This is a genomic window from Lysobacter sp. 22409, from assembly GCF_052045105.1.
In the GTDB taxonomy this organism is placed as follows: domain Bacteria; phylum Pseudomonadota; class Gammaproteobacteria; order Xanthomonadales; family Xanthomonadaceae; genus Lysobacter; species Lysobacter antibioticus_B.
In genome coordinates, this window is the sequence record NZ_JBQEOE010000041.1 from 1 (window position 1) to 12,476 (window position 12,476).

Genomic DNA, 12,476 nt, shown 5'->3' on the forward strand with positions numbered 1-12,476 from the left:
TTTTCCGATAAGACGTCCCTGTCTTATCGGAAAACGCCGCACGTCCTGTGCGGCGCCCTCCGGGTCTACGGTTGCATCGCGAGCTCATCGCTGCGCCAAGCTTTCACGGCAACGGCAACGGCAACGGCGCCGTGGTTGAGACAGATACCCATCCCGGCCGGCGATGGCGGCTGGACGAACGCGGTCGCGGCTCGCGCCGCTCCTACCCTGGTAACGTCGTTGCTCTTGCTCTTGCTGTGGCTGTGCGTCGCTTGGCACTCGCGAGGGCGATAGAAGACCCAAAGGGCGGCCCGCATGGATGCGGGCCGTTTTTCATCGGGACAGGGATGTCCCGTATGAAAAATATCCGCGTTGGCATCGCTCGTGCGGGCCTGTGATTCAAAGCAAAAGCAACTTCTTTGGTGACTTTCTTTTGTTGCTTTAGACAAAAGAAAGTTACCCGCCGCTTTAGTGGCGGAAGCTTTAGGCGTTTGATCCTGATCCTGCTTGAACGATGCACCGCGAGACCGAAACGGTGCGGTCGCGGCTCGCGCCGCTCCTACCCCCGCGACGGCACGCCGCTTTCGATGAACGACACCGGCGTTGATGTTTCTGCGCGTTCCTTGATCGCGGCTTGTGACCGAAGGAAATCCAGTAGGACGCCGCTCTTACCCCTGCGCAAGCGAGAGGCTTCGATAGGTGTCGAGGGGCGTTGTTGTTTCTGTGCGTCCCGTGGTCGCGGCTCACGCCGCTCCTACAGGGGCAGAAACCCCTGCCCCAAACGCCAAGCTCAGCGCGAAGCCAGCACCGCCACCACCGCGGCCGCGGCCAGCCAGGCCAGGTCGGTGCCGGTGTTGGCTAGCTGGATCAGGGTCCAGGCGAAATGCGGCCCCAGCTTGGTCGCCGCCTCGAGCGGGTCGAGCCCGAGCATGGCGCCGACCTGGGACGAAGCGATGCCCCAGTTGGCCACCGCGACGATCACGGCGGTCGCCGCCAGGCCCAGTGCCGCCCGGCGCGGGCCCGGGCGCCAGCCGCCCAGGCGCAGCATCCAGGCGATGTCGAGCGCCCCGAACACCGCCATCCAACTGAACTGATGGTCGTAGGCGACCGAAAACAACACCCAGAACGCCGCGAAACCGAAGGTGCCGAGCAACAGCAGCAGCCAGGAAAACGGGGTGATGCGGCGTTCGCGGCGATCGGCCGAGGCTGGGCTGCGCTGTTCGGTCGGGTGGGCGACGGTCATGGGCGGAACACTGTGGGCGGGGCAAGCCCTACAGCATAGCGGCCCCAGCCCGGTAGAATGGTGCGACTTGTGCTGCGGCACGGCATCCCCATCTTTCCGCCATGTATTCCCGCAGCAGCGAACCCGTCCGTTTCGAGCGCGATTGCGCCGTCGTCCTGGTGCCCCAGGGCGACCAGGTCACCTTGCCCGCGGGCAGCGTCGGCTATGTCACCCAGGCCCTCGGCGGCAGTTACACCGTTTTCGTCGAAGGCAACCTGTTCCGCATCGCCGGCCGCGACGCCGACGCGATCGGCAAGGAGCCGCCGGAACCGCTGGAATTGCCCGAAGGCGCCGACGACGAAGCCGTCGAGCAACTGGTGTGGCGGCAGCTGCGCACCTGTTTCGACCCGGAGATCCCGATCAACGTGGTCGAGCTGGGCCTGGTCTACGAGGCCACCGTCAAGCACCGCGACGACGGCCAGCGCACGGTCGAGGTCCGCATGACCCTGACCGCGCCGGCCTGCGGCATGGGCGACATCCTGGTCGACGACGTGCGCGCCAAGCTCGAGATGATCCCGACCGTGGCCGAAGCCGACGTCGAGCTGGTGTTCGACCCGCCGTGGAACCGCAACATGATGTCCGAGGCCGCCCGGCTCGAAACCGGCATGCTCTGAACGGAGCTGCGGCACCGCCGCTGCCGTTCGAACCGCGCGTCGCCGCCCTCCGCTGGCACGCCGCTTAGCGACCTGAACACGCTGAACCGACGCGGCCGAGGGCTGTCGCCGGCATGCCTCGTCCTGTCTCTCGGCGAGGCCATTCATCGCGCCGCTGCGGCACCGGTGCGACGCGTTCATGTTTCCCACGGCGAAGCCGCATGCGCCCGCGCACTGTCGGAATGCGTGACAGAAGACACGTCCGGGGCCCTGTTAATTGGCCCGCGCCGGCTTGAAGGCACATTTGTCCAGCGCTTAGCGTGATACCGCGGACCGGGTCATAGCGAGTCCGTACACAAACAGCGCGGACGCTGTCGCGGACGACTCAACATCGGTTCGAGGCAGACCACCGCGCGTTGACGCCGTCATTCGGCACTTCGTTTTTGGGGGTTCCATCCATGTCCGATCGTTCCATGCGCGCGATGCGCAAGCACGCGCTCGCCGCCGCCACCGTGACCGCGCTGTCCTGCGTCGCGATGTCCGCCTTCGCCGCCGATCGCATCAACCTCGCCGCCCTGGCCAATGAAAGCCAGGACGAATTCATCGTCAAATACCGCGACGGCAGCGCCCAGCGCAGCAACGCCGCCACCCTCGAGCGTTCGCTGAGCAGCGCCGCGACCGGTTTCGCCGGCAAGGGCAAGGCGCTCGGCCTCAAGCACCTGCGCCGCACCGCGCTCGGTTCGGACGTGGTCCGCGCCGGCCGCAAGCTCGACCGCGTCGAAGCCGAATCGCTGATGCGCCAGATCGCCGCCGACCCGAACGTCGAATACGTCGAGCCGAATGCGCGCATGTATCCGACCGCCACCCCGAACGACACCCGCTTCGGCGAGCAATGGGGCTACACCGATGCCGACGCCGGCATCAACGCCACCACCGCCTGGGACATCAGCACCGGCACCGGCGTGGTCGTGGCCGTGATCGACACCGGCATCGTCAGCCACACCGACCTCAACGCCAACATCCTGCCCGGCTACGATTTCGTCAGCGACGCCACCGCCGCGCGCGACGGCAACGGCCGCGATTCCGATCCGAGCGATCAGGGCGACTGGTTCGTCGCCGGTGAGTGCGGCCGCACCTACAACAGCAATTCGAGCTGGCACGGCACCCACGTCGCCGGCACCGTCGCGGCGGTGACCAACAACGCCAAGGGCGTGGCCGGCACCGCGTACAACGCCAAGGTCGTACCGGTGCGCGTGCTCGCCAAGTGCGGCGGCAGCCTGGCCGACATCGCCGACGCCATCACCTGGGCCTCGGGCGGCACCGTTTCCGGCGTGCCGGCCAACGCCAACCCGGCCGAAGTCATCAACATGAGCCTCGGCGGTTCCGGCGCCTGCGGTTCGACCTACCAGGCCGCGATCAACGGCGCTGTCTCGCGCGGCACCACCGTCGTCGTCGCCGCCGGCAACAACAACGGCAATGCCGCCGATGCGCGTCCGGCCAACTGCACGGGCGTGATCACGGTCGGCGCGGTCGACAGCGCCGGTGCGCGTTCGGTGTGGAGCAGCACGCAGAAGTCGAACTACGGCGCGGTGGTCGACATCGCCGCCCCGGGTTCGAACATCCTGTCGACGCTCAACGCCGGCACCACCACCCCGGGCGCTGAGAGCTATGCGTCCTACGGCGGCACCTCGATGGCGACGCCGCACGTCGCCGGCGTGGTCGCGCTGCTGCAGGCCAAGGCGACGACGCCGAAGACCCCGGCCGAAATCGAAACCCTGCTCAAGAACACCGCGCGCGCTTTCCCGCAGACGCCGGACCAGCCGATCGGCGTGGGCATCGTCAACGCCAAGGCGGCGCTGGATGCGCTCGGCGGCACCCCGAACCCGGGCACGCAGACCTACAGCAACGGCACCGACTACAACATTCCGGACAACAACACGACCGGCGTGTCGAGCAGCATCACGGTGTCGGGCCGCACCGGCAACGCGCCGAGCAACGCTTCGGTGACGGTCAACATCATCCACCCTTACAAGGGTGACCTGAAGGTCGACCTGATCGCGCCGGACGGTTCGGTTTACAACATCCATAACCGCAGCGGCGGCAGCGCCGACAACGTCAGCGGCACGTTCACGGTGAACCTGTCCAGCGAAGCGCTCAACGGCACCTGGAAGCTGCGCGCGGTCGATGCCGCGGCGGTCGACGTCGGCCGCATCGACACCTGGAGCATCACGTTCTGATGGCGGGCCGACGGTCCGCATAGACCCAGGCGCAACACCGACCCCGGCTTCGGCCGGGGTCTTTTTTTGCCGCGTGGGGCAGGGCATCGGTTCGAACGAAAGCCCTGCGAACGGGCGATTCAGTGGCGCTCCGGGTGCGCTTCGACGTCCGGACGCGTGGTCGCTGAATGCGCAGTCGCTAAACGCGTGCCGGGTTGAAGCATGGCGGCTCGCAGCGGCGCAATGCGGGCTCGGCGTTGCGGATGGATCACCCGGGCATCGCGTCATCACGGTGTCCAGGACGGCTCCCACGAAGATGTGTCCGGCGACACTTTTTCGCGCCTGAGGTAGGGGGTTTTTACGTTTTTACGTTGTGACGATCGCCACACAAGTGCGTAACAAATGCGTGATTTGCTTCACTTTTACGCCACAAAACGGTGACGTCGATCTCTTGTCGTTGCGGCCGCGCAATCGTTAGCGTGGATCGACGGATCGCATCGGCTTTCGCCGGATGCGCTTCGCGAACAAGTCCGGGCATCGCGGCGTCCTCGTCGTTGCCGACGGTCCACCGGACGACTCCGCCGCACTGCGGCCACTTCAGTTTAGGGGTTCTCAACAGATGTCCGTTCGTTCGAATCGCGTACACGCCCTTGCCGCCGCCACCGCCCTGGTGCTGGCTTCGACCGTCGCCGGCTCGGCTTTCGCCGCCGAGCGCGTCAACCTCAGCGGCCTGCAGACCGCCGCCAAGTTCGACCGATTCATCGTCAAGTACCGCGACGGCAGCGTCGAGCGCAGCAGCGCCGCGAGCGTGCAGAGCGCGCTCAGCACCGCCGCGACCGCATCGGCCGGCAAGGTCAAGGGCAAGGCCGCGCTCGGCCTGAAGCACCTGCGCCGCACCGCCATCGGCGCCGATGTGGTGCGCGCGGACCGTGCGCTCGATCGCGCCGAGGCCGAATCGCTGATGCGCCAGATCGCCGCCGACCCGAACGTGGACTTCGTCGAAGTCGACGTGCGCCGCCATGCCCTGCTGACCCCGAACGACACTCACTACGGCGTGCAGTACGGCTTCAACGGCGCCAACGGCGGCATGCGCGTCGACCAGGCCTGGGACGTCTCCACCGGCAGCGGCGCGGTCGTTGCCGTGCTCGACACCGGCATCACCCCGCACAGCGACCTCAACGCCAACATCCTGCCGGGCTACGACTTCATTACCGACACCTTCGTCTCGCGCGACGGCGACGGCCGCGATTCGAACCCGAACGACGAAGGCGACTGGAACAACGCCACCGAGTGCGACCAGCCCGGCTACGACGTCGACGCCAGCGATTCGAGCTGGCACGGCACTCACGTCGCCGGTACCGTCGCCGCGGTGACCAACAACGCCAAGGGCGTCGCCGGCACCGCGTTCAACGCCAAGGTCGTGCCGGTGCGCGTGCTCGGCCGCTGCGGCGGTTACGACTCCGACATCTCCGACGCCATCGTCTGGGCTTCGGGCGGCAGCGTGTCGGGCATCCCGGCCAACGCCAACCCGGCCGAAGTGATCAACCTCAGCCTGGGCGGCGGCGGCGCCTGCCCGAGCAGCTACCAGACCGCGATCAACGGCGCGGTCGGCCGCGGCACCACCATCGTCGTGGCCGCCGGCAACGAAAGCGCGAACGTCTCGACCTCGACGCCGGCCAACTGCGCCAACGTCATCGCGGTCGCGGCCACCACCTCGGCCGGCGCCAAGGCGGGCTTCTCGAACTACGGCACCGGCATCGACGTGTCGGCGCCGGGCGACCAGATCGCCTCGACCCACAACGGCGGCACCACCACCCAGGGCGCCGAGCAGTACGTGTACATGAGCGGCACCTCGATGGCTTCGCCGCACGTCGCCGGTGTGGTCGCACTGCTGCAGTCGAAGGCGACCACGCCGAAGACCCCGGCCGAAATCGAGACCCTGCTCAAGAACACCGCGCGTGCGCTCCCGGGCGCCTGCTCGGGCGGTTGCGGCGCCGGCATCGTCAACGCCAAGGCCGCGCTCGACGCGCTCGGCGGCGGCACCCCGCCGACCGGTGTGCAGACCTACACCAACGGCACCGACGTCGCCATCCGCGACAACGCCACGGTCGAAAGCAGCATCGCCGTGTCGGGCCGCACCGGCAACGCGCCGAGCAATGCTTCGATCTCGGTCAACATCGTCCACACCTACAAGGGCGACCTGAAGGTCGACCTGATCGCGCCGGACGGCACGCTCTACAACATCCACAACCGCACCGGCTCGGGCACCGACAACGTCGTCGGCACCTTCACCAAGAACCTGTCGAGCGAAACGCTCAACGGCACCTGGAAGCTGCGCGTCAACGACAACGCCTCGCAGGACACCGGTCGCATCGACACCTGGAGCATCACGTTCTAAACCCGCCGGCAGGCTGCCCGTGAGGCTTGCCGACGTTCAGAACCCCGGTTTCGACCGGGGTTCTTTTTTTTAGGCTCGCGCGCAGTCACCGAGGTGAACGCACGCCGACTTCCGGCTGTGCCAGATAGCGCGCTCACGTCCGCCAACGAACGCGGGGAGTAAGCTCTGAACGTCGCCGGCAGCGGGCCGCGACCGGTCGCGATGCCCGATCTTTTCATCGCAAGATGCAACCCCGAACCTCAGGTTCATGCGTTCCATCGATACCCGCTCACAGGAGAAGCCCGCATGCCGTTCCCGATCCGTACGTTGTGGCTGTCGTCCACGGCCTTGTTCCTCTCCATTGCGATGACCGCCTGCATGGCCTCCAGCACCACTCCCGACAACACTCCCGGCGCGAGATCCCAAGTGAATTCCGAAGTCAATCCGGAAGTGAATCCGAACCCGAAGCGGGCGCCGGCCCAAGTCGGCGAACCCGCCGGCGGCGGCCCATTCGCGCAGTTCATCGTCAAGTACCGCGACGACAGCGCGCCGCTCAAGCAGCAAGACACGGTGCAGACGCGCCTGAACCAGACCGCGCAGCGCCTGCAAGGCGTGGCCGGCAAGGGGGGCGCCCCGACCCTGACCTGGAAGCACCGCATGGGCATCAACGCCGACGTGTTCAGCGTCAGCCCGGCGCTCGACCGCGCCGGCGCGCAGCGCCTGATGCAGGCCTTCGCCGCCGATCCGGACGTGCAGTTCATCGAGCCCGACAACCACATCGCGCTCGATCCGATCATCCGCGGGCCGGAGGTCATCGAGAAGTAATCGCCGGCGCGACGCGTCGCCGGAACCTCCAGCAAGACTGCAAGAAATTCATTGACGCAAGGCACGCAATCTTCGCTGCGAAGCACAAAAAAACCCCGGCAAAAGCCGGGGTTTTTTGTTGCGCGAAAGGCGCCGTCGCGCGGAGGTTTTATCGCTCCGCGATCGGCGGATTTCGCCTGCGCGAAAGAGTTTTCCGATGCATGACCTGCATCACGAACGGTGCCGTCTAATCGCAGGCCAAACCGTTGCCGCGGCCTTGCGCGAAACGTTAGCGTCGAAGTGCGGAGGGACGACGACTCGATCCGCAATCACGAAACGCCAGATCGGGGCACGAGGGCGAACAGGTACTGGCGAACAGGCCGCCTGCCTTCGATGTTCCGGCGATCACCTTTCGGCCGCGTTTGCGGCTTTACTTCCTTCGGGGGTTCCACCAATGACCAGCAAGTCTCGCAACCGCGTCCGTGCGCGCGGCCTGAACACCGCTCGCGTCGCCGTACTCGCATCCGCGATCGCCGCACTGCCGGCCTTCGCCGCACAACCGCTGTTCGTCGGCGACGCCACGCCGCGCGCCGGTATCGCCGGCAGCCAGGGCTCGTCCGCCCTAGGCCGTGCGCAGAGCCTGGCCGCCGCGCCGGCCACCGCCTCGCTGCGGCTCAAGCGCGCCGATGCCGCCGTGGTCAGCGCGCAGACGCGCGAAATCGAACTGCAGCTCGGCGGCCACCTGGTCAACGCCGTGCTCGACAACGTCCGCGAAACCCGCGGCGGCAGCACGGTCTGGATGGGCCACCTGCGCGGCACCGGCAAGGCCGCCGCCCGCACTGCGCGCGAAGTGCGTCACGACGAACGCAACTCGGTCGCCCTGGTGCGCCGCGGCAACGGCGTCACCGGCAACGTCCGCGTCGACGGCCAGCTGTATCGCATCCGTCCGCTCGCCGACGGCAGCCATGCGGTGATCGAGGTCGACGAAACCCGCATGCCGCCCGATCATGCCGCCGACTACAACGAGGCGAGCCTGCCCCAGATCGACATGCGCGCGGCCGCCACGCAGGCCGCCCGCAGCGGCGGCCTGGTCGGCCCGGCCGCGACCGAGCCCGGAGCCACCGCCACCATCCGTGTGCAGGTGGTCGCGACCAACGACGCGGTCACGGCTTATGGCGGCGATATGGAGGCGCTGGTCGAACTGGCCGTCGCCGAAAGCAACCAGGGCTACGTCAATTCCAACGTCGGCATCAACATGGTGCTGGCCAACTACCGCACCGTCCAATACACCTCGGTCGGCGACGGCCACGCCACCGACGTGGACCGCTTCGAAGGTACCAACGACGGTTACATGGACGACATCCACGGTACCCGCGACGCCAATGCCGCCGACGTCAATGTCCTGGTCATCAACGACGACAGCAACTGCGGCCGCGCGGCCGCGATCGGTTCGAACGCCGCCACCGCGTTCGCGACCGTGCACTACGATTGCGCGACCGGCTACTACAGCTTCGCTCACGAGATCGGCCATCTGTTGTCGGCCCGTCACAACCAGCAGAACGATCCGAACACGCTGCCTTACGCTTACGGTCACGGTTACCAGTACATGCCCGCGCAGGGTGCTCGCTGGCGCACCATCATGGCCTACCAGTGCCCGGGCACGGCCTGCACCCGCCTGAACTACTGGTCCAACCCGGACGTCACCTATGGCGGCGTGGCGATGGGCACGGCCGATGTGAACCACAACCAGCGCGTGCTGGTGCAGACCAAGGCGGCGATGGCGGCATTCCGCGCCGACCCGGGCGCCAATGTCGCACCGGTGGCGAATTTCAGCTCCAGCGCCAGCGGCCTGACGGTGAACTTCACCGACAGCTCCACCGACAGCGACGGCAGCATCGCCTCGCGCAGCTGGAACTTCGGCGACGGCACCAGCTCGACCGCGACCAACCCGAGCAAGACTTACACCGCAGCCGGCACCTACAGCGTCGTCCTGACGGTCACCGACGACGACGGCGCCACCCACAGCAAGACCGCCTCGGTCACGGTCAGCGCCAGCGGCGTGCAGACCTATAGCAACGGCACCGACGTCAACATCCCGGACAACAACGCCACCGGCGCGAGCAGCAGCATCGCCGTGTCCGGGCGCAGCGGCAACGCGCCGAGCAACGCCAGCGTTTCGGTCAACATCGTCCACCCGTACAAGGGCGACCTGATCGTCGACCTGATCGCGCCGGACGGCTCGGTCTACAACATCCACAACCGCAGCGGCGGCAGCGCCGACAACGTCACCGGCACCTTCACCAAGAACCTGTCGAGCGAGCCGCTCAACGGTACCTGGAAGCTGCGCGCGGCCGACCGCGCCTCGCAGGACGTCGGCCGCATCGACACCTGGAGCATCACGTTCTGATCAGCCTCGCGTTTTGAGGAACCTCCCTCCGGAGGGACCTCGTGTACGGGGGAGTCCCGGCTTCTGAGGAGCCGGGCTCCTGAAATACCGGCGGGCTTAGGGGAGTCCGCTTTCCGCTCGACGATGGTCTGAAACGGCCGTGGNCGATCCGGACGCGGACCGCAGCTCGCTGCGGGCGCGCTTGCCCGGCATCCGGCCCTTCGCCTCGAGGGGCCGGATGCTCCGGGCCGGTCCAGACTTCGTTGCGGAACCTCGCCACCACGTCGTCCTTCCCAACATGGAGCAAGTAATGAAACGACTGACCGCTTCCCTGGCCCTGCTCGCCCTGTCGATCGGCAGCGCGCTCGCCGCCCCGACCCTGCGTCCGGCGGCTTTCGACAATGCCCGTCTTTCGCGCATCGACCGCATCGCCCTGCGCAGCATGCCGGCGGTGGACGTAGCCAAGCTGCGCGCCGAAGACCTCAAGCGTGGCCGCAACGAAGCGCCGCGCTTCGCCACTTCGTTGCCGGTGGACATGAACACCCTCAACAGCGGCACCTGGGAAGACCTCGACGCCGACCATGCGGTCTGGCGCACGCGCATCGAATCCAAGAACGCGCTGACCCTGAATTTCCATTTCGATCAGTTCAAGCTGCCCGCCGGCGCACGCATGCTGATCTATCCGGCCGACCAGACCCCGGGCTCCAACGCCTCGCGCGTACGCAGCTTCACCGCGGCCGACAACAACGCCTTCAACGAGCTGTGGACGCCGGTGGTGATCGGCGACGAGGCGGTGATCGAAGTGGTCGTGCCGCGCGCCAAGGTCGGCGAGCTCAAGCTGCACCTGGCCGGCGTCCAGCACGATTACAAGGGCCTGGGCCGGCTCGCGCGCGAAGCCGCGCTGGAGCAGGCCACCGGCGTGTCGGGCAGTTGCAACATCGACGTCGTCTGCCCCGAAGGCAACGCCCACCGCGACGTGATCCGCTCGGTCGCCGCGTACTCCAAGCAGGGCACGATGTGGTGCACCGGCTCGTTGGTCAACAACACCGCCAACGACAAGAAGATGTACTTCCTGACCGCGAACCATTGCGGCATGACCACCGCGGCGATCGCCGCGAGCATGGTGGTGTACTGGAACTACCAGAACTCGACCTGCCGCGCCCCGGGCTCGTCCTCCAGCGGCGCCAACGGCGACGGCTCGCTGTCGCAGTCGCAGACCGGCGCGGTGGTCCGCGCGACCAACGCCGCGTCCGACTTCACCCTGCTCGAACTCAACACCGCCGCCAACCCGGCCCACAACCTGTTCTGGGCCGGTTGGGACCGCCGCGACCAGAACTTTTCCGGCGCGACCGCGATCCATCATCCCAACGTCGCCGAGAAGCGCATCAGCCACTCGACCACCGCGACCCAGATCAGCGGCTACAACGGCGCCAGCGGCAGTACCCACCTGCACGTGTTCTGGCAGGCCAACGGCGGCGTGACCGAGCCGGGTTCGTCGGGTTCGCCGGTCTATAGCCCGGAGAAGCGCGTGCTGGGCCAACTGCACGGCGGCCCGTCGAGCTGCTCGGCGACCGGCGCCGACCGCAGCGACTACTACGGCCGTATCTTCACCTCCTGGACCGGCGGCGGTTCCGCTGCGACGCGCCTGAGCAACTGGCTCGACCCGTCCGGCACCGGTGCGCAGTTCATCGACGGCATCGACTCCAGCGGCACGCCGACCAATACCCCGCCGGTAGCGAACTTCAGCTCCACGGCCAGCGGCCTGACCGTGAGCTTCACCGACAGCTCCACCGACAGCGACGGCAGCATCGCCTCGCGCAGTTGGAACTTCGGCGACGGCACCAGCTCGACCGCGACCAACCCGAGCAAGACCTACACCGCGGCCGGCACCTACACCGTCACCCTGACGGTCACCGACGACGACGGCGCCACCCACAGCAAGACCGCTTCGGTCACGGTCGGCACCGGCGGTGCGCAGACCTATACTAACGGCACCGACGTCGCCATCGCCGACAACAGTACGGTCGAAAGCTCGATCGTCGTGTCCGGCCGCAGCGGCAACGCGCCGGCCAGCACGCCGATCGCAGTCAACATCGTCCACACCTACAAGGGCGACCTGAAGGTCGACCTGGTGGCGCCGGACGGCACCCTCTACAACATCCACAACCGCAGCGGCGGCAGCGCCGACAACGTCACCGGCACCTTCAACAAGAACCTGTCGAGCGAAGCGCTCAACGGTACCTGGAAGCTGCGCGTCAACGACAATGCGAGCCAGGACACCGGCCGCATCGACAGTTGGAGCATCACGTTCTGATCGACCGGGCATCGATGCGATGACCCTGTAAAACCCCGGCTTCGGCCGGGGTTTTTCTTTGCGCAGTTCATTTCGAGTCGCCAGCGAATCTGCCTGTGGCGCATAGAAGCATGGAAGCGACGATGTCGATGGAGCGGGCGAGGCCGGCCGTGCCGAGCGGCAGAGACCCGGGCGCACTTCGGCGGCACGAACGTACCGCTCCCTGCCGAATGCCGCCGTTCTCGATGGAGCGAGCCGTAGTCGAAGAGGTATCTTTCCGCGCGGGAATGGCATCGGAAAAGCGGCGCCGGCGATGGGCCGTCGACGCGGCTGCGTCGGAGTTCCCCGGGTTCGTGTCGTGCATTGCATCATGAACGCGGACGGGTTCTCAGTTTCAATTTCCGCTCCGGCACACCGATTTCAATCGAAACAAATCTTCGTTGTATGCGTGACGTCAGGCACGGATGCGATGTCGACTCGACGCGTTTGCGTCTTGTTGTGCGCGACGCGTGTGCCTCAGAGTCGCGCCGTGGTCGCAAAGGCACG

7 protein-coding genes and 1 pseudogene are annotated in these 12,476 nt (G+C 67.0%); 7 read left to right on the plus strand and 1 reads right to left on the minus strand.

The genetic code is table 11. The features are described from left to right. Positions 1 to 769 precede the first annotated feature (769 nt). Positions 770 to 1,222 carry a hypothetical protein gene (locus ACTJJK_RS18410; RefSeq protein ID WP_235186392.1) on the minus strand — a complete coding sequence of 151 codons (453 nt, stop codon included), beginning with the start codon at positions 1,220 to 1,222 and terminating at the stop codon, positions 770 to 772. Between the two features lie 101 nt (positions 1,223 to 1,323). Here ACTJJK_RS18410 and sufT point away from each other — a divergent pair, with 101 nt between their 5' ends. From sufT to ACTJJK_RS18445, 7 genes and pseudogenes are all read left to right on the plus strand, one after another. After that, positions 1,324 to 1,875, plus strand: a complete 552-nt coding sequence (gene sufT, locus ACTJJK_RS18415; RefSeq protein WP_031374079.1) for a putative Fe-S cluster assembly protein SufT — start codon at positions 1,324 to 1,326, stop codon at positions 1,873 to 1,875. A 437-nt stretch (positions 1,876 to 2,312) separates the two neighbouring features. Then, complete coding sequence (locus tag ACTJJK_RS18420; protein ID WP_440730904.1) at positions 2,313 to 4,091, plus strand: S8 family serine peptidase; 1,779 nt, start codon at positions 2,313 to 2,315, stop codon at positions 4,089 to 4,091. Positions 4,092 to 4,689: 598 nt separating this feature from the next. After that, positions 4,690 to 6,468 (plus strand): S8 family peptidase, encoded by a 1,779-nt coding sequence (locus ACTJJK_RS18425; RefSeq protein ID WP_440730905.1) that lies wholly within the window; start codon positions 4,690 to 4,692, stop codon positions 6,466 to 6,468. Positions 6,469 to 6,753: 285 nt separating this feature from the next. After that, entirely contained in the window at positions 6,754 to 7,272 is a 519-nt protein-coding gene (locus ACTJJK_RS18430) for a hypothetical protein (protein WP_440730906.1), read from the plus strand. A 433-nt stretch (positions 7,273 to 7,705) separates the two neighbouring features. Beyond that, positions 7,706 to 9,043, plus strand: a pseudogene (locus ACTJJK_RS18435) (M12 family metallo-peptidase); the annotation flags it as partial. Then, positions 9,029 to 9,658 carry a PKD domain-containing protein gene (locus tag ACTJJK_RS18440; RefSeq protein ID WP_440730921.1) on the plus strand — a complete coding sequence of 210 codons (630 nt, stop codon included), beginning with the start codon at positions 9,029 to 9,031 and terminating at the stop codon, positions 9,656 to 9,658. The pseudogene ACTJJK_RS18435 and the gene ACTJJK_RS18440, both read left to right, overlap by 15 nt. Positions 9,659 to 9,947: 289 nt before the next feature. Continuing rightward, positions 9,948 to 11,951 (plus strand): PKD domain-containing protein, encoded by a 2,004-nt coding sequence (locus tag ACTJJK_RS18445; RefSeq protein WP_223620319.1) that lies wholly within the window; start codon positions 9,948 to 9,950, stop codon positions 11,949 to 11,951. The last annotated feature ends 525 nt before the right edge of the window (positions 11,952 to 12,476 follow it).

Bases quoted from the DNA above. Each gene is read 5' to 3' on its own strand.
- ACTJJK_RS18410 (WP_235186392.1), bottom strand. From the start codon at position 1,222: ATGACCGTCGCCCACCCGACCGAACAGCGCAGCCCAGCCTCGGCCGAT.
- sufT (WP_031374079.1), top strand. From the start codon at position 1,324: ATGTATTCCCGCAGCAGCGAACCCGTCCGTTTCGAGCGCGATTGCGCC.
- ACTJJK_RS18420 (WP_440730904.1), top strand. From the start codon at position 2,313: ATGTCCGATCGTTCCATGCGCGCGATGCGCAAGCACGCGCTCGCCGCC.
- ACTJJK_RS18425 (WP_440730905.1), top strand. From the start codon at position 4,690: ATGTCCGTTCGTTCGAATCGCGTACACGCCCTTGCCGCCGCCACCGCC.
- ACTJJK_RS18430 (WP_440730906.1), top strand. From the start codon at position 6,754: ATGCCGTTCCCGATCCGTACGTTGTGGCTGTCGTCCACGGCCTTGTTC.
- ACTJJK_RS18440 (WP_440730921.1), top strand. From the start codon at position 9,029: ATGGCGGCATTCCGCGCCGACCCGGGCGCCAATGTCGCACCGGTGGCG.
- ACTJJK_RS18445 (WP_223620319.1), top strand. From the start codon at position 9,948: ATGAAACGACTGACCGCTTCCCTGGCCCTGCTCGCCCTGTCGATCGGC.